The organism is Streptomyces sp. NPDC000941, from assembly GCF_053599555.1.
The window spans coordinates 1-16,499 of sequence record NZ_JBSFMM010000240.1 but is presented as its reverse complement, the minus strand read 5'-3'; the positions used below and the strand labels follow the sequence as shown (position 1 = coordinate 16,499).

Genomic DNA, 16,499 nt, shown 5'->3' with positions numbered 1-16,499 from the left:
CGACGCCTTCCGCGCCCTGGCGCACGACGCGGTCACCACCTTCGGACGGTGCGAGCCGTCCGGGCCGGTGTGGCAGTCCTTCGTCGGCATTCCGGGGGGCTTCTTCCGGGTAAGGGGCCCATGACGTCGAACAAGCGTGTAGCTTCCCGGGGCAAGGGAGTCCAGGGCCTCTGTGTGGGGCCCAGCAGGCCGCGCAGTTGAGGGGATGTCGGCGCGGACGGCGGGACTGAGCGGCCGGTGAGCGGCCGGGACTTCGTGCCTGAGCGGATGGGGGGAGCTCGTGGGCGTGCGACTCATGGTGGTCGATGACCACCGTCTGCTCGCCGAGGCGCTTGCCTCGGCGTTGAAGCTGCGCGGGCACCGGGTGCTCGCGGCGGCCGCGCCGAGCGCGGGGGCGGCGGAGCTGGTGGTGAGCCGGGCACCGGAGGTGTGTCTGCTGGGCACGGCGGCGCCCGCCGAGCCCGGGGCCTTCGAACCGGTCGTACGGATAAAGAAGGAGCGGCCCCAGGTCGCCGTGGTGGTGCTGGGCCCGGTGCCGAGCCCGCGCGGCATAGCGGCCGCGTTCGCGGCCGGGGCGTCCGGCTATGTGCGCCACGACGAGCGCATCGAGGGCGTCGAGCGGGCGATGGTGAAGGCGCGCGCGGGGGAGGCCGCCGTGGCGCCGCAGCTGCTGCAGGGCGCGTTCGCCGAGCTGCTGAACCCGGCGGCCCAGCCGGACGACGAGGGCTCCCGGCTGCTGCGGATGCTCACCCCCCGCGAGGTGGAGGTGCTGGTCCGGGTCGCGGACGGCGAGGACACCAGGCTGATCGCCGCGGGCATGGGGATCGCGTCCAGCACGGCGCGTACGCATGTGCAGCGGGTGCTGATGAAGCTGGGGGTGGGGTCCCGGCTGGAGGCCGCGGCCCTGGCCGCGCGTACGGGGCTGCTGGACCGGGCGGCGACCCACCGGACCCATCAGCCGCCGCCCTCGCCGTGACCGGGTGGTGAGGGCTGCGGTGCGGCGGTCGGCCGCAGCCTCAGCCAGAGCAGGAACAGCAGCCCGAGGACGAGCATGCACACGCCCGTCCAGAGGTTGATGTTGATGTTCTCGGCCTTCTTCAGGTCCGCGTCCGAGACGGTGATCCCGGCGAGGGTGACCATGATCCCGTAGATCACGAACAGCCCGCCGATGATCCGCCGTACGTCGAAGAGCCGGGCCGCGGACGCCGACTTGCCCTCGAGTTCCTCGACCTGGTGCTGGTACTCGTATTCGTCACTCATGACGTATGAGGCTCCGATCGGCGAGTCGTACGGGGGTCACAGGGAGAACGGCACGTAGCACAGCGCCGCCAGCACGATCGCGCCCCAGCCCAGCAGCGCCGGCCGGCGGTACCAGGCCTCGTCGCCGGCGGCCGGCGGCTCGGCCATCCCGGGGGAGGTGGTCCCGTAGACCAGCCCGGCCAGCGACTCCACCGGCTTGGGCTTGGTGCACAGCGAGACGGTCACCATCACCACGCCGCCGACCACGAACGCCACGATCGCCGAGACGAAGTTGGCCCCCTGGTCGCTGGGGATGGAGATCACCTGCGCCTTGTAGAGCCAGAAATAGTTGATCATCGCGGCCACGGTCCCGGACAGCAGCCCCCAGAACCCGGCCGCGGCCGTGGCCCGCCGCCAGAACATGCCGATGATGAAGACGCAGAACAGCGGCACGTTGAAGAACGAGAACAGGGTCTGCAGATAGTTCATGATGTTGCTGAACGAGGACGCGATGACGGCCGTCCCCATGCCGCACACCACACCGATCGCCGTCACCACGCGCCCGGTCAGCAGGTAGTGCTCGTCCGAGCGGCCTCTGCGCACATAGGCCGCCCAGATGTCGTTGGTGAAGACGGTGTTGAAGGACGAGACGTTGGCCGCCATACCCGCCATGAAGGCGGCGAGCAGCCCGGTCACCGCGACGCCCAGCACGCCGTTGGGCAGCAGATCGCGCATCAGCAGCGGGATCGCGTCGTTGTACTGCAGCCCGCTCTTCGTACTGCCCAGGCCCGGCTCGATGACCAGCGCGATCAGCCCGGGGACGACCACGATCAGCGGGATGAACATCTTGGGGTAGGCGGCGATCAGCGGGGTGCGCTGGGCGGCCGAGAGGTTTCGGGCGGACAGGGCGCGCTGTACCTCGGCGAAGTTGGTGGTCCAGTAGCCGAAGCTGAGGCAGAAGCCGAGGCCGAGCACGATGGTCAGCCAGTTGGCGCCCAGCGGGTTGGCGGAGCCGATACCGGTGCCGCTCCAGGCGGAGGTGAAGTTCTCGCCGTATCTGTCGTTGAGCGAGTCGGCCAGCCCGCCGAAGCCGCCGACCCGCTTGAGGCCGACGACGGTGAGCGGGATCAGGGCGGCCAGGATGACGAAGAACTGCAGCACCTCGTTGTAGATCGCCGAGGAGAGCCCGCCGAGGGTGATGTAGATCAGCACGAAGAGGCCCGCGACCACGATGGCCACCCACTGCGGCCAGCCCAGCAGCGCCTCGACGACGATCGCCAGCGCGTAGAGGTTGACGCCCGCGATCAGCACGGACGCCACCGAGAAGATGATCGAGCTGAGCAGATGCGAGGCGGGCCCGTACCGGTGCAGCAGGAACTCGGGGACGGACCGCACCTTGGAGCCGTAGTAGAAGGGCATCATGACCAGGCCGAGGAAGACCATGGCCGGGATGGCGCCGACCCAGTACCAGTGCACGGTGTAGACGCCGTACTGCGCGCCGTTGGCCGCCATGCCGAGGATTTCCAGGGCGCCCAGATTGGCGGCGACGAAGGCGAGGCCGGTCACCCAGGCGGGCAGGGAGCGGCCGGACAGGAAGAAGTCGAGGCTTGTCTTGATGCTCGCTCTGGCGGCGAATCCGACGCCCAGGACAACGACGAAGTAGAGGATGAGAATGGAGTAGTCGAGTGCGTTGGTGGGGAGCCGGAGCCCTTCGGCCAGATAGTGCATACGTGACTCGCTTCATCGCCGGAACGGAACGCGGAACGGAACGCACCAGAAACGTGCGGCGAAGGTATCCGAATTCTCCTGCTTTGTCCGGTCACCTTCACGCTCATTTTCACCCTCATTGACGCGGCTGTTGAGTTGTGGTTCATTGTGTTCGGTTGTGTTGGGTGGCAGTCGTTGGTTTGACCCATGGCACTGACAGGAGTTGGCGGAGTGAAGAAGACGGCGACGCGGCTCGCGGACGGACGCGAGCTGATCTACTACGACGCGCGCGATGACGCGGTGCGCGACGCCGTCGACCCGCGGCCCCTGGACCCCATCGCCACCAGCTCCGAAATCCGCCATGACCGCCTGCTCGGCGACAACGTCGCGGTCGCCTCGCACCGCCAGGGCCGCACCTACCACCCGCCGGCCGACGAATGCCCGCTGTGCCCCTCCCGTGAAGGCCGGCACAGCGAGATCCCCGCCGCCGACTACGACGTCGTGGTCTTCGAGAACCGCTTCCCCTCACTGGCCGGGGACTCGGGCCGGTGCGAGGTCGTCTGTTTCACCTCCGACCACAACGCGTCCTTCGCCGATCTCACCGTCGAACAGGCCGCCCTCGTCCTGGAGGCATGGACCGACCGGACCGCCGAACTGGCCGATCTTCCCTCCGTCGAGCAGGTCTTCTGCTTCGAGAACCGCGGCAAGGAGATCGGCGTCACCCTCGGCCACCCCCATGGGCAGATCTACGGGTATCCCTTCGCCACGCCTCGCACCCAGCTGATGCTGCGCTCGCTCGCCGAGCACCGTGAGCGCACCGGCCGCAACCTCTTCGACGACGTGGTCGCCGACGAGCGGGCCGACGGGCGGCGCATCGTCATGGACGGCGAGCACTGGATCGCCTTTGTGCCGTACGCCGCGCACTGGCCGTACGAGGTGCATCTGTATCCCAAGCGGCGCGTCCCCGACCTCCGTGACCTCGACGAAGGCGCGCGCACAGAGTTTCCACAGATGTATCTGGAACTCTTGAAGCGCTTCGACCGGATTTTCGGTGAGGATGAGCCGCCGACGCCGTACATCGCGGCCTGGCACCAGGCGCCGTTCAGCATCGCTGACCGCGGTGAATTCGCACTTCACCTCGAGCTTTTCACCATCCGCCGCACTTCCGGCAAGCTGAAGTTTCTCGCGGGTTCCGAATCCGGCATGAATGTGTTCATCAACGATGTGCCGCCGGAGGCCGCGGCCGAGCGACTGCGAGAGGTAGCGAGCAAGTGAGTGATGCGCAGCAGAGGAAGTACCTGGTTACCGGCGGTGCCGGCTATGTCGGCAGCGTGGTCGCGGCGCATCTGCTGGAGGCCGGTCACCGGGTGACCGTGCTGGACGATCTGTCCACCGGGCACCGCGCCGGGGTGCCGGAGGGCGCGGAGTTCATCGAGGGGCGCATTCAGGACGCCGCCAAGTGGCTGGACCCCTCCTTCGACGGCGTACTGCACTTCGCGGCCTTCTCGCAGGTCGGCGAGTCCGTCGTCAACCCCGAGAAGTACTGGGTCAACAACGTCGGCGGGACCACCGACCTGCTCGCGGCGATGCGCGAGGCGGGCGTGCGCAAGCTCGTCTTCTCCTCCACCGCCGCCACCTACGGCGAGCCGGAGCAGGTCCCGATCACCGAGAGCGCCCCGACCGCGCCGACCAACCCGTACGGGGCCACCAAGCTCGCCGTCGACCACATGATCAGCGGGGAGTGCGCGGCGCACGGCCTGGCGGCGGTGAGCCTGCGGTACTTCAACGTCGCGGGCGCCTACGGGGCGTACGGCGAGCGGCACGACCCCGAGTCGCACCTCATCCCGCTCGTCCTCCAGGTCGCCCAGGGCCGCCGCGAGGCGATCTCCGTCTACGGCGACGACTACCCGACCCCCGACGGCACCTGCGTCCGCGACTACATCCATGTCGCGGACCTGGCCGACGCCCATCTGCTGGCGCTGGGCGCCGCGACCGAGGGCGAGCACCTGATCTGCAACCTCGGCAACGGCAACGGCTTCTCGGTCCGCGAGGTCATCGAGACCGTACGCGAGGTCACCGGCCACCCGATCCCCGAGGTGACCGCCCCCCGCCGGGGCGGCGACCCGGCGGTCCTGGTGGCCTCGGCCGAGCGGGCCAAGGAACGCCTCGGCTGGCGCCCGAACCGCGCCGACCTGGCCGGAATCGTCGCGGACGCCTGGCGGTTCGCACAGCACGTCGCACAGTGAGAAGGAGAGTCAGCCCGTGAGTGACAGTGTGAGCGGCCCGGACCGCGCGGTGGAGGGTTTCCGCAAGGTGTTCGGGGCCGAGCCCGAGGGCGTCTGGGCGGCCCCGGGCCGGGTCAACCTGATCGGCGAGCACACCGACTACAACGACGGCTTCGTCATGCCGCTCGCGCTGCCGCACACCTGCCTGGCCGCCGCCCGCGTGCGCACCGACGGCGTGCTGCGGCTGCACTCCGGGGACGCGCCGGGCGGGGTCGTCGAGCTGCGCATCGACGAACTCGCGCCGGTCGCCGACGACGCGGGCGGCGACCGCGGCGGCTGGGCGGCCTACCCGGCGGGCGTGGCGTGGGCGCTGCGCGACGCGGGGGTGCTCACCGGCGCCGCGGCCGGCGGGGCGGATCTGCACTACACCAGCACGGTGCCGACGGGCGCGGGGCTGTCCTCCTCCGCCGCGCTCGAGGTGGTGACCGCCTTCGCGCTGAACGAGCTGTACGGTCTCGGCCTGGAGCCGCTGCGCATCGCCCAGCTGTGCCAGCGCGCGGAGAACGTCTTCGTCGGCGTCCCCTGCGGAATCATGGACCAGACCGCGTCCGCCTGCTGCACGGACGGGAACGCGCTGTTCCTGGACACCCGTGAGCTGACCCTGCGTCAGGTGCCGTTCGACCTGGCGGCCGAGGGGCTGCGGCTGCTGGTCGTGGACACCCAGGTCAAGCACGAACTGGGCGACGGCGCGTACGCCAACCGGCGCGCCGCGTGCGAGGCGGGTGCGCGGGCGCTCGGGGTGCGGGCCCTGCGCGATGTCGCGTACGAGCACCTGAACGATGCTCTCGACACGCTGGCCGGCGACGAGACGCTGGTCAGGCGGGTGCGCCATGTGGTGACCGAGGACCACCGGGTGGAGGAGGTCATCGAGCGCCTTGACGCGGGCGCCACCCGGTCCATCGGCCCGATCCTGACCGACGGGCACGCCTCGTGCCGCGACGACTTCGAGATCTCGTGCGCGGAGCTCGACCTGGTCGTGGAGACGGCGAACGCGGCGGGCGCGCTCGGCGCCCGGATGACCGGCGGTGGCTTCGGCGGTTCGGCGATCGTGCTGGTGGAGGAGGCGGACGCGGAGGCGGTCGGGAAGGCGGTGACCGAGGCGTTCGCGGCGGCCGGGTACCGGACCCCGCGGATCTTCCCGGCGGTGCCGAGCGCGGGGGCGCGGCGGCTCGCGTAACAGGCAAGCCCATCGGCCAGTTGACCGCTCGCCCGATCAAATACCGTACCGATTCGTTGACTTACTCCTCACAACGGAACACGATCCTCACGAGAGCAGGTCAACGTCGGTACGCCGACGGTCAGTTTTGCCGAAATTCACCCCCGGTGTCGGACTCCGGCCGTACGCTGTGCACAGCGTCGGTGGGGGCCGACGCGTATCAGGGGGCGAGACAGGCAGGTACGACGCCCGGGGTGGGGTAGCGATCAGCACGGCGGCGGCCGTGCGGTTGCGGCGACCCTCGCACCGGGCGCCGTACCCGCACTGGGTTTTTCCGTATCCGGCGACGTGGGGGGTTCCATGGCACGTATTCGGGTTCTCGTGGTGGACGACCATCGCATTTTCGCCGAGTCGCTGGCGGCCGCCCTCGCGGCGGAGCAGGACGTGGAGGTCGCGGCGGCCGGCAGCGGTCCGGCGGCGCTGCGCTGTCTGGAGCGCGGGGCGTCCGAGGGGCGCCGCTTCGATGTGATGCTGGTCGACGCGGATTTGGGCGGAGGGGTCAGGGGGGCCGTCGGCATTCCGCCACAGCCGCTGCCCGTATCCGCCGAATCGCTGATGAGTGGCGCGCCGACGGGCCATGGGGCCGTGGGCGGCGGATCGCTCACCGGCGGGCAGCTCACCGGCGGGACCGTCGGCGGCGGGGTCGTGAACGGCCGGGCGGCGCCCGCCCGGATGGCGAGCGGCCGGGCCGTGGACGGCATCTCGCTGGTCGGCGGGGTCCGCTCGACACAGCCGGGCGTGCGTACGGTGGTGCTGGCCGAGCGCGACGACCCGCGCCGGGCGGCGGCGGCCCTGCAGGCCGGGGCGTGCGGCTGGGTCGCCAAGGACTGTTCGCTCTCCCGGCTGCTCGCGGTCATCCGCGGCGTGCTGCGCGACGAGACGCATCTGCCGCCCGCGCTGCTCACCGGCGTGCTGCGGGAGATGACGGCCGCCCGTAAGCACCGCACCGAGAGCGAGCGGCTGGTCGAGTCGCTGACCCCGCGCGAGCGCGAGGTGCTGCGCTGCATGGTGGCCGGGCTCGGCCGCAAGGCGGTCGCCGAGCGGCTGTATCTGTCCCCGCACACGGTCCGCACCCATATGCAGAACGTGCTGGGCAAGCTCGGCGTGCACTCCACCCTGGCGGCCGTTGCCCTGGCCCGCCGCGCCGGGGTCGGCCCGGTCGACTTAGCCGGGGAGATTGTCGAACGGGGCGGTCAGCTGGCGTAGCAGCGCGGCCAGTTCGGCCCGCTGCGCCTGGGACAGCTCGGCGAGGATGGCGTGCTCCTGGTCGAGCAGCCCGGCGAGCGCCTGATCGGCGCGGTCGCGCCCCTCGTCGGTCAGCCGCACCAGCACCCCGCGCCGGTCGCTGGGGTCGGGCAGCCGCTCGACGAGGCCCTTCTTCGCCAGCCGGTCGATCCGGTTGGTCATGGTGCCCGAGGTGACCAGGGTCTGGGTGAGCAGCTGCCCCGGCGAGAGCTGATACGGCGTCCCGGCCCGGCGCAGCGACGTCAGCACGTCGAACTCCCAGGGCTCCAGATGGTGCTCGGCGAAGGCGATCCGCCGCGCCCGGTCGAGATGGCGGGCGAGCCTGCTGACGCGGCTGAGCACTTCCAGCGGTTCCACGTCGAGGTCAGGGCGCTCCCGGCGCCACGCCGCGACCAGCCGATCGACCTCGTCCTCCATGTGATCAGTGTAGTTGGTCTGTCGACATGAAGTCTCTTGACATCAAGATACTTCCTGGAGCACCGTAGGCCCGGACGGCATAGACCGATAGACCGCCGCACACCATGCGTACCTGCCTGGGGGCTTCGCCATGCACTCTTCACCCAACTGGGATCCGCGCCAGTACCTCCGCCACGCGGGCCATCGCACCCGCCCCTTCCTCGACCTCCTCGCCCGTATCCCCGACCTCCCCTCCGCCCCCGGCCGCCGGCCCCGCATCGCCGACCTCGGCTGCGGCGCCGGCAATGTCACCGTCCTCCTCTTCGACCGCTGGCCCGACGCCCATGTCACCGGCCTCGACAACTCCGCCGAGATGCTGGAGGCGGCCCGCGCCCACAACGCCCCCGAGGACGGCGGCGGCCTGCTGGACTTCCGCCCCGCCGACGCCGCGCACTGGGTCCCCGACGAGACCTTCGACCTGATCGTCTCCAACGCGCTGCTCCAGTGGGTCCCCAACCACCCCGAGTCCTTCCCGGCCTGGATCGCCGCCCTCCGCCCCGGCGGCACCTTCGCCTTCCAGGTCCCGGGCAACTTCACCGCGCCCAGCCACACCATCCTGGCCGACCTGTGCGACGCCCCCCACTGGCGAGACCGCCTCGCCACCTACGGCGAACGCCCCGCCCCCGTCCTCGACCCGGCCGCCTACCTGGAGCGGCTGGCCGCTCTCGGCTGCGAGGTCGACGCCTGGGAGACCACCTACATCCAGATGCTGACCGGCACCGACCCCGTCCTCGACTGGGTCAAGGGCACCGCCCTGCGCCCCGTCCTCACCGCCCTCCAGGGCGACCCCACGGCCCGGGACGCCTTCCTCGCCGAATACGCCGACCTCCTCCGCAAGGCCTACCCACCCGGCCCGCACGGCACGGCCTTCCCCTTCCGCCGTATCTTCGCCGTCGCCCGGAAGGCGGAATGATGCTCGCCGCGATCGACCATGTGCAGCTGGCCGTGCCGTCAGGCGCCGAGAGCGCGCTCCGCACGTACTACGGCGATGCGCTCGGCATGACCGAGATCGCCAAGCCCCCCGTCCTGACGGCCCGCGGCGGTCTGTGGTTCCGATGCGGTCCGGTCCAGCTCCACCTCGGCATCGAGGAGCACTTCCAGCCATCGAAGAAGGCCCACCCGGGCATCCGGGTGACGGACATCGACGCCCTCGCGGCACGGCTGGCGGAGCACGGCGCCAAGGTCGTCTGGGATGAGAACCTGCCGGGCCACCGCCGCTTCTACTCCCAGGACCCGGTCGGCAACCGGCTGGAGTTCCTGGAGCCGGTCGCCTGACTAGCCTGTGGGGCATGGATCTTGACCTTGCAGGACGACGCGCGCTGGTGACGGCAAGCAGCGGAGGCATCGGCGCGACTGTGGCACGGATGTTGGTCGATGAGGGGTGCGCGGTGCTGGTGCACGGCCGCGACCCAGGGCGTACGGGTGAGGTCGCGCGGGAACTGCGCGCCGTCGGCGGGACGGTCGAGGTCGCGCTGGGCGACCTCACCGACGACGAGGCCGCCGGGAAGGTGGCCGACCAGGCGCGGGCATGGGGCGTGGACGTGCTGGTCAACAATGCCGGTCCGTTCGCCGAACACGACTGGGAGACCGCGGAGCCGGAGGCGTGGCTGGACGCGGTGAACGGCAACGTGCTTTCCGCGGTGCGGATGATCCGGGCCTTAATGCCGTCCATGCGCGAGCGCGGCTGGGGGCGGGTCATCAACGTGGGCAGCCGGGCGGCGACGACTCCGCTGCCGAACATGGTCGAGTACTCGGCGGCCAAGGCCGCGGTGGTCAACATGACCACCAGCCTGGCCCGGCATCTCGCCGGTTCAGGGATCACCGCGAACACCGTGAGCCCCGGAGTGATCGTCACCGACGGGATGCGGAAGTTGTTCGAGGACGGGGCGGCCGCACGGGGCTGGCCTCAGGACTGGTCGGAGCTGGAGCCGCGCGTGGTGGCCGAATACGCGCCGAACCCGACGGGGCGACTGGGCACCGGGGAGGACATCGCGGCGGCGGTCGCCTTCTTGGCCAGTCCACTGGCCGGCTACATCAACGGAATCGACCTGCGCGTCGACGGGGGGATCACAGCGGTGCCGTGAAGCCGAGGTCACATGCCAGGCACGCTTTGCCGCAGCAAGCTCCCCCTGAGCGGTGTGTCATGAGACCGTGGATGCGCAGAACAGCAAAGGGTGGGCCAAGGCTTACGTTCTCGGGGGAGAGCCATGAGCAGCGCGTCGGGCGGGTCTGGTTCGAGCACGGGCACGACGAGCAGCGAGGAGCAGAGGCAGCGCGGGGTCTGGATACTGGTCGCCGCCGCCCTCGCCTTCGCCGTTCTCGTGTTACCGCAGGTCGTCGAGGACGACGACAAGACATCGTTCGCGGGTGCCCTCCCGTCCAGCGGCTCCTCGCGGCTGCCGGTGCTCCCCAGCGGGATACCCAGCGGTCTGCCGAGTGGGATACCCAGCGGTCTCCCGAGCGGCCTGCCTACCTCGCCCGGCTACAGCTCCGGCGGCAGCGGCAGCGGCAGTGGGGGCGGCGGGGGGTCGGTGGAGACTCAGCGGCCCGCGACGCCCACCGTGGCGCCGGATCCCACCGCGGACGCCTACCGGGCGGTGAGTGCCGGGGACTGCCTCGCCGTGTACGACACCGGCGCCGGGGGCTACAACACCCAGGTGCCGAGCCGGGTCGGCTGCAGTGCCTACAACGCCTATATGTGGGTGAACGCCGTGCGCTCCAGCAGCAGCGCCTGCAGCCAGGGGCCGGGCCAGAACTACATGTCGTACACCTCCCGCGGGCAGACCATCGCCCTGTGCCTGACCCGCCAGTTCAAGGTGGGCTACTGCCTGATGGCCGAGCAGTCGGGCAGCGGGCAGTCGGCGCAGATGCGGGCCGGGCTGATGACCGTGGTGGAGTGCGACGGGAAGGTCCCGGCCCGGTACAACCAGATCCTGCACATCACCGGCGTGTACAAGGCCCCGGCGAACCCCTCCGCGTCGAACTGCGCCCGGGTCCAGGGCGACCGTACGTACTACTGGTCGTGGGTGGTCAACGGCGGCCGGACGCTGCTGTGCACCATGGTGTACCAGCGCTGATCAGGGTCGGCTCAGCGCGTCGCCACGCTCACCAGGCCCGCGCTCACCGCCAGCAGCAGGATGACGCCGATGCCCGGGGCGGCCAGGTACGGCATGAGGGCCACCGTGGCCAGCAGACAGTACGCGGCGGTCACCCAGGACAGCGCCTGCTGGGCCTCTTCCGGACCGTGCCGGTTGAGCCGTACCACCAGGGCCATGAAGACGGCCGCCCACAGGGCGGCGCGCGGCTGGCCGAAGGAGACCTTGTCGTAGAGATCCACGGCGGGCTTGTACCAGTCCGTATCGGCCAGCTCCGCCGCGAACTCGATCATGTTCTTGAGATACGAGTGCGAAGCGTACGAGGTCGCGTCCTTCAGATCCGCCCGTACCCACTCCGAGAGCGCCAGCACCAGCAGACCCAGCGTGTGACAGAAGCCCGGCCCCGCACCGATCGTCTTCTTGCGCGTCTCGGATCGTTCCCCCGCGCGCCCCGTGATCGTGGCCATACGCAGCCCCCTCCCCCGTGGCTCACATCATCTACCGGAGGAAGCGGCGCGGACCAGCCCCCGGAGGTTACGCCTTGCGGTGGCCTATCAGCCGGGGCTTGGGCTCAAGACCGTCAAGACCGTGCCAGGCCAGATTCACCAGATGGGCCGCCACCTCGGCCTTCTTCGGCCGGCGCACATCCAGCCACCACTGACCGGTGAGCGCGACCATGCCCACCAGCGCCTGCGCGTACAGCGGGGCGAGCTTCGGGTCGAAGCCGCGGGCCTTGAACTCCAGGCCGAGGATGTCCTCGACCTGGGTGGCGATATCGCTGATCAGCGAGGCGAAGCTGCCCGTCGACTGGGCGACGGGGGAGTCGCGCACCAGGATGCGGAAGCCGTCCGTGTACGCGTCGATGTAGTCGAGCAGCGCGAAGGCCGCCTGCTCCAGCAGCTCACGGGGGTGGCCCGCGGTCAGCGCTCCGGTCACCATGTCCAGCAGCCGGCGCATCTCGCGGTCCACCACCACCGCGTACAGCCCCTCCTTGCCGCCGAAGTGCTCGTAGACCACCGGCTTGGAGACCCCGGCCTTGGCCGCGATCTCCTCCACCGACGTGCCTTCGAAGCCGCGCTCGGCGAAGAGCGCGCGACCGATGTCCAGCAATTGCTCCCGGCGCTCTTTGCCGGTCATCCGCACCCGGCGCGCGCGCCGGGTCCCGGATCCGGAGGCGCGGGCCGCCCGGTCCTTGTTACCGCTGGTATTACTGTCGGTCGCCACGCCCCCCATCATGCCGCTTCGGCGGATTCCTCTTTACGGCGGGCGTCGATACGGGCCTCGCTGGGCCAGCGCACGTCATAGGCCCAGCCCGCCTTCTCGAACCAGCGGATGATCCGGGCGCTGGAGTCCAGCTGGCCCTTCATCACGCCATGGCGGGCGGAGGTCGGGTCGGCGTGGTGGAGATTGTGCCAGGACTCACCGCACGAGAGCACCGCCAGCCACCACACATTGCCGGACCGGTCGCGCGATTTGAAGGGGCGCTTGCCGACCGCGTGGCAGATCGAGTTGATCGACCAGGTGACGTGGTGCAGCAGCGCGACCCGGACGAGCGACCCCCAGAAGAACGCGGTCGCCGCGCCCTGCCAGGACCAGGTGGCAAGACCGCCGATCAGCGCGGGGAGCAGCAGCGAGACGAGCGTCCAGACCACGAACTGCCGGGAGACCCGGCGGATGGCGTCGTCCTTGATCAGGTCGGGCGCGTACTTGTACTGCGGGGTCTGCTCCTCGTCGAACATCCAGCCGATGTGCGCCCACCACAGGCCCTTCATCAGCGCCGGAACGGTCTCCCCGAACCGCCAGGGGGAGTGCGGGTCGCCCTCGGCGTCGGAGAACTTGTGGTGCTTGCGGTGGTCGGCCACCCAGCGCACCAGCGGCCCCTCCACCGCCAGCGACCCGGCGATCGCCAGCGCGATCCGCAGCGGCCGCTTGGCCTTGAAGGAGCCATGGGTGAAGTAGCGGTGGAAGCCGATGGTGATGCCGTGGCAGCCGATGTAGTAGAAGACGACCATCAGCGTCAGATCCAGCCAGCTGACCCCCCATCCCCAGGCCAGCGGAATGGCGGCGGCCAGGGCGAGGAAGGGGACGGTGATGAAGAGCAGCAGGGTGATCTGTTCGATGGAGCGCTTGTTGTCCCCGCCGAGCGTGGCGGAGGGAAGTGGGTGCTCTGCCTCGTCCCGGAGGGCGCCGGGCGCGTCGTCGATCACGTCGGGGCTTGCAGTCATGGGATCCCTCGTGGGGCTCGGGGGTACGGCTACGGGACCGTAACCTACGGCGACGTAAGTATGGCAGGGCCCCGAAGCGGGGCAATAGGGCTATGGATTCCCCCGAGGGCGTGCCGCCTATCCTGGTGGCGTCGGACAGCGCGGTCCGCATCTCGCCGACAGCACGGGGGTCCCGGGGCCGGTGGCACAGGCAGCCACGGCGTTCAGGTCCCGTCCTCACCCCGCCCAGTGCCCGAACACTGCAAGGAGCCCGCACCTGTGAGCAGTGCCGACAACACCAATGCCGCCCTGCGTGCCGATATCCGCCGTCTGGGTGACCTCCTCGGCGAAACTCTGGTCCGGCAGGAGGGCTCCGACCTCCTCGACCTCGTCGAGCGGGTCCGTGCCCTCACCCGCAGTGACGGCGAAGCCGCCGCGGAGCTGCTCGGCGACACCGACCTGGAGACGGCGGCCAAGCTGGTACGCGCGTTCTCCACGTACTTCCATCTGGCGAACATCACCGAACAGGTCCACCGCGGCCGCGAGCTGCGCGCCAAGCGCGCCGCCGAGGGCGGGCTGCTCTCCCGCACCGCCGACCAGCTCAAGGACGCCGACCCCGAGCATCTGCGGGAGACCGTCCGCCATCTCAACGTTCGCCCCGTGTTCACGGCCCACCCCACCGAGGCCGCCCGCCGCACCGTCCTGAACAAGCTGCGCCGCATCGCCGAACTGCTCGACACCCTCGCCGTCGGCGGCGACAAGCGCCGCACCGACCTGCGCCTCGCCGAGAACATCGACCTCCTCTGGCAGACCGACGAACTGCGCGTCGCCCGCCCCGAGCCCGCCGACGAGGCCCGTAACGCCATCTACTACCTGGACGAACTGCACGCGGGCGCCGTCGGCGACGTCCTCGAAGACCTCTCCGCCGAGCTGGAGCGCGTCGGCGCCCCGCTGCCCGCCACCACCCGCCCCCTCACCTTCGGCACCTGGATCGGCGGCGACCGCGACGGCAACCCCAACGTCACCCCCCAGGTCACCTGGGACGTGCTGATCCTCCAGCACGAACACGGCATCACCGACGCCCTCGCCATCATCGACGACCTGCGGGCCGCGCTCTCCAGCTCCATCCGCAACTCCGACGCCTCCGAAGAGCTCCTGGACTCCCTCCAGCGCGACCTGGAACTCCTCCCCGAGATCAGCCCCCGCTACAAGCGGCTCAACGCCGAAGAGCCCTACCGGCTCAAGGCCACCTGTGTGCGGCAGAAGCTCCTCAACACCCGCACCCGCCTCGCCGGCGGCACCCCCCACCAGCCAGGACGCGACTATCTCGGCACCGCAGAACTCCTCGCCGACCTGCACCTCATCCAGGAATCCCTGCGCGCCCACCGCGGCCAGTTGATCGCCGACGGCCGCATGGAGCGCGCCATCCGCACCCTCGCCGCCTTCGGGCTCCAGCTGGCCACCATGGACGTACGCGAACACGCCGACGCCCACCACCACGCCCTCGGCCAGCTCTTCGACCGCCTCGGCGAGGAATCCTGGCGGTACGCGGACATGCCCCGCGACTACCGCCGCAAGCTGCTCGCCAAGGAGCTGCGGTCGCGCCGCCCGCTCGCGCCCACCCCCGCGCCGCTGGACGCCGCCGGGGCCAAGACGCTCGGTGTCTTCCACACCATCAGCGAGGCCTTCGAACGGTTCGGCCCCGAGATCGTCGAGTCCTACATCATCTCCATGTGCCAGGGCTCCGACGACGTCTTCGCCGCCGCCGTCCTCGCCCGCGAGGCCGGACTGGTCGACCTGCACGCCGGCTGGGCCAAGATCGGCATCGTGCCGCTGCTGGAGACCACCGACGAGCTCAAGATCGCCGACCAGCTCCTCGACGACATGCTCTCCGACCCCTCCTACCGGCGGCTCGTCGCCCTGCGCGGCGACGTCCAGGAGGTCATGCTCGGCTACTCCGACTCCTCCAAGTTCGGCGGCATCACCACCTCACAGTGGGAGATCCACCGCGCCCAGCGGCTGCTCCGCGACGTCGCCCACCGGCACGGCGTACGGCTGCGCCTCTTCCACGGCCGCGGCGGCACCGTCGGCCGCGGCGGCGGCCCGACCCACGACGCGATCCTCGCCCAGCCCTGGGGCACCCTCGAAGGCGAGATCAAGGTCACCGAGCAGGGCGAGGTCATCTCCGACAAGTACCTCGTCCCGTCGCTGGCCAGGGAGAACCTGGAGCTGACCGTCGCCGCCACGCTCCAGGCATCCGCCCTGCACACCGCCCCCCGCCAGTCCGACGAGGCACTGGCCGGCTGGGACGCGGCCATGGACACCGTCTCCGATGCCGCCCACCGCGCCTACCGCGCACTGGTCGAGGACCCCGACCTCCCCGCGTACTTCTTCGCCTCCACCCCCGTCGACCAGCTCGCCGAACTCCACCTCGGCTCCCGCCCCTCCCGGCGCCCCGACTCCGGCGCCGGCCTCGACGGACTGCGGGCCATCCCCTGGGTCTTCGGCTGGACCCAGTCCCGGCAGATCGTCCCCGGCTGGTTCGGCGTCGGCTCCGGGCTCAAGGCCGCCCGCGAGGCGGGGCTGGACGCGGCGCTCGACGAAATGCACCAGCACTGGCACTTCTTCCGGAACTTCCTGGCCAACGTGGAGATGACGCTCGCCAAGACCGATCTGCGGATCGCCCGGCACTACGTCGACACGCTGGTCCCGGACGAGCTCAAGCACGTCTTCGCCACGATCGAGGCCGAGCACGAGCTCACCGTGCGCGAGGTGCTGCGGATCACCGGCGAGACCGAACTCCTCGACTCCAACCCGGTCCTCAAGCAGACCTTCCACGTGCGCGACGCCTACCTGGACCCCATCTCCTACCTCCAGGTCTCGCTGCTGCACCGCCAGCGCACCGCCCACGAGCGCGGCGAAGCCCCCGACCCGCTCCTCGCCCGCGCCCTGCTCCTGACGGTCAACGGCGTCGCGGCGGGTCTGCGCGCTCGCCTTGGGGCTGCTGGAGGCGCTGGGGCTCTCCGAGGCGCTGGGCGTCTTGTCGGCCTTC

General features: G+C 70.5%; 16 protein-coding genes. 10 read left to right on the top strand and 6 right to left on the bottom strand.

The features are described from left to right. Positions 1-280 precede the first annotated feature (280 nt). A complete protein-coding gene (locus ACWDSL_RS44900) occupies positions 281-976 on the top strand; it encodes a helix-turn-helix transcriptional regulator (RefSeq protein ID WP_450494412.1) in 696 nt (231 codons plus the stop codon). On the opposite strand, the gene ACWDSL_RS44895 is transcribed toward ACWDSL_RS44900, so the two are convergent. After that, positions 955-1,260, bottom strand: coding sequence for a hypothetical protein (locus tag ACWDSL_RS44895; RefSeq protein ID WP_450494411.1), 306 nt, complete (start codon positions 1,258-1,260; stop codon positions 955-957). The genes ACWDSL_RS44900 and ACWDSL_RS44895 overlap by 22 nt on opposite strands. 36 nt (positions 1,261-1,296) lie before the next feature. Next, on the bottom strand, positions 1,297-2,967 hold the full coding sequence (locus ACWDSL_RS44890; protein ID WP_450494409.1) for a sodium:solute symporter family protein: 1,671 nt from the start codon (positions 2,965-2,967) through the stop codon (positions 1,297-1,299). 210 nt (positions 2,968-3,177) lie between these two features. Between ACWDSL_RS44890 and galT the strand changes: the two genes are divergently transcribed. From galT to ACWDSL_RS44870, 4 genes are all read left to right on the top strand, one after another. Further along, entirely contained in the window at positions 3,178-4,221 is a 1,044-nt protein-coding gene (galT, locus tag ACWDSL_RS44885) for a galactose-1-phosphate uridylyltransferase (protein WP_358632236.1), read from the top strand. Then, positions 4,218-5,192, top strand: coding sequence for a UDP-glucose 4-epimerase GalE (galE, locus tag ACWDSL_RS44880; RefSeq protein ID WP_450494407.1), 975 nt, complete (start codon positions 4,218-4,220; stop codon positions 5,190-5,192). The genes galT and galE overlap by 4 nt, the downstream gene beginning before the upstream one ends. Positions 5,193-5,208: 16 nt before the next feature. Then, on the top strand, positions 5,209-6,408 hold the full coding sequence (gene galK / locus ACWDSL_RS44875) for a galactokinase (protein WP_450494405.1): 1,200 nt from the start codon (positions 5,209-5,211) through the stop codon (positions 6,406-6,408). A 339-nt stretch (positions 6,409-6,747) separates the two neighbouring features. Next, a complete protein-coding gene (locus ACWDSL_RS44870; protein WP_450494404.1) occupies positions 6,748-7,653 on the top strand; it encodes a LuxR C-terminal-related transcriptional regulator in 906 nt (301 codons plus the stop codon). On the opposite strand, the gene ACWDSL_RS44865 is transcribed toward ACWDSL_RS44870, so the two are convergent. Then, a complete protein-coding gene (locus tag ACWDSL_RS44865) occupies positions 7,612-8,109 on the bottom strand; it encodes a MarR family winged helix-turn-helix transcriptional regulator (RefSeq protein WP_089505207.1) in 498 nt (165 codons plus the stop codon). The two genes, ACWDSL_RS44870 and ACWDSL_RS44865, sit on opposite strands and share 42 nt — an antisense overlap. A gap of 130 nt (positions 8,110-8,239) precedes the next feature. Here ACWDSL_RS44865 and ACWDSL_RS44860 point away from each other — a divergent pair, with 130 nt between their 5' ends. The 4 genes from ACWDSL_RS44860 to ACWDSL_RS44845 all read left to right on the top strand — a co-directional run bounded on the left by ACWDSL_RS44860 (position 8,240) and on the right by ACWDSL_RS44845 (position 11,225). Continuing rightward, complete coding sequence (locus tag ACWDSL_RS44860; protein WP_450494402.1) at positions 8,240-9,061, top strand: trans-aconitate 2-methyltransferase; 822 nt, start codon at positions 8,240-8,242, stop codon at positions 9,059-9,061. Beyond that, positions 9,061-9,423: a VOC family protein gene (locus tag ACWDSL_RS44855; protein WP_450494416.1), complete on the top strand. Its 363-nt coding sequence runs from the start codon at positions 9,061-9,063 to the stop codon at positions 9,421-9,423. The genes ACWDSL_RS44860 and ACWDSL_RS44855 overlap by 1 nt, the downstream gene beginning before the upstream one ends. A gap of 14 nt (positions 9,424-9,437) precedes the next feature. After that, positions 9,438-10,232 (top strand): SDR family NAD(P)-dependent oxidoreductase, encoded by a 795-nt coding sequence (locus tag ACWDSL_RS44850; RefSeq protein WP_450494400.1) that lies wholly within the window; start codon positions 9,438-9,440, stop codon positions 10,230-10,232. A gap of 123 nt (positions 10,233-10,355) precedes the next feature. Then, positions 10,356-11,225, top strand: a complete 870-nt coding sequence (locus ACWDSL_RS44845) for a hypothetical protein (protein WP_450494399.1) — start codon at positions 10,356-10,358, stop codon at positions 11,223-11,225. 11 nt (positions 11,226-11,236) lie between these two features. Here ACWDSL_RS44845 and ACWDSL_RS44840 read toward each other — a convergent pair whose 3' ends face one another. From ACWDSL_RS44840 to ACWDSL_RS44830, 3 genes are all read right to left on the bottom strand, one after another. After that, positions 11,237-11,710: a hypothetical protein gene (locus ACWDSL_RS44840; protein WP_450494397.1), complete on the bottom strand. Its 474-nt coding sequence runs from the start codon at positions 11,708-11,710 to the stop codon at positions 11,237-11,239. Positions 11,711-11,777: 67 nt separating this feature from the next. Further along, positions 11,778-12,476 (bottom strand): TetR family transcriptional regulator, encoded by a 699-nt coding sequence (locus tag ACWDSL_RS44835; RefSeq protein ID WP_450494414.1) that lies wholly within the window; start codon positions 12,474-12,476, stop codon positions 11,778-11,780. Continuing rightward, positions 12,476-13,468: an acyl-CoA desaturase gene (locus ACWDSL_RS44830; RefSeq protein WP_450494395.1), complete on the bottom strand. Its 993-nt coding sequence runs from the start codon at positions 13,466-13,468 to the stop codon at positions 12,476-12,478. The genes ACWDSL_RS44835 and ACWDSL_RS44830 overlap by 1 nt, the downstream gene beginning before the upstream one ends. A gap of 258 nt (positions 13,469-13,726) precedes the next feature. Between ACWDSL_RS44830 and ppc the strand changes: the two genes are divergently transcribed. After that, on the top strand, positions 13,727-16,499 hold a 2,773-nt coding region (gene ppc / locus ACWDSL_RS44825; protein ID WP_450494393.1), incomplete at its 3' end, for a phosphoenolpyruvate carboxylase.

Coding starts and splice junctions, on each gene's coding strand:
- ACWDSL_RS44850 (WP_450494400.1), top strand. CDS start 9,438: ATGGATCTTGACCTTGCAGGACGACGCGCGCTGGTGACGGCAAGCAGC.
- ACWDSL_RS44855 (WP_450494416.1), top strand. CDS start 9,061: ATGCTCGCCGCGATCGACCATGTGCAGCTGGCCGTGCCGTCAGGCGCC.
- ACWDSL_RS44870 (WP_450494404.1), top strand. CDS start 6,748: ATGGCACGTATTCGGGTTCTCGTGGTGGACGACCATCGCATTTTCGCC.
- ACWDSL_RS44860 (WP_450494402.1), top strand. CDS start 8,240: ATGCACTCTTCACCCAACTGGGATCCGCGCCAGTACCTCCGCCACGCG.
- ACWDSL_RS44865 (WP_089505207.1), bottom strand. CDS start 8,109: ATGGAGGACGAGGTCGATCGGCTGGTCGCGGCGTGGCGCCGGGAGCGC.
- ACWDSL_RS44835 (WP_450494414.1), bottom strand. CDS start 12,476: ATGGGGGGCGTGGCGACCGACAGTAATACCAGCGGTAACAAGGACCGG.
- ACWDSL_RS44895 (WP_450494411.1), bottom strand. CDS start 1,260: ATGAGTGACGAATACGAGTACCAGCACCAGGTCGAGGAACTCGAGGGC.
- ACWDSL_RS44840 (WP_450494397.1), bottom strand. CDS start 11,710: ATGGCCACGATCACGGGGCGCGCGGGGGAACGATCCGAGACGCGCAAG.
- ACWDSL_RS44890 (WP_450494409.1), bottom strand. CDS start 2,967: ATGCACTATCTGGCCGAAGGGCTCCGGCTCCCCACCAACGCACTCGAC.
- ACWDSL_RS44830 (WP_450494395.1), bottom strand. CDS start 13,468: ATGACTGCAAGCCCCGACGTGATCGACGACGCGCCCGGCGCCCTCCGG.
- ACWDSL_RS44845 (WP_450494399.1), top strand. CDS start 10,356: ATGAGCAGCGCGTCGGGCGGGTCTGGTTCGAGCACGGGCACGACGAGC.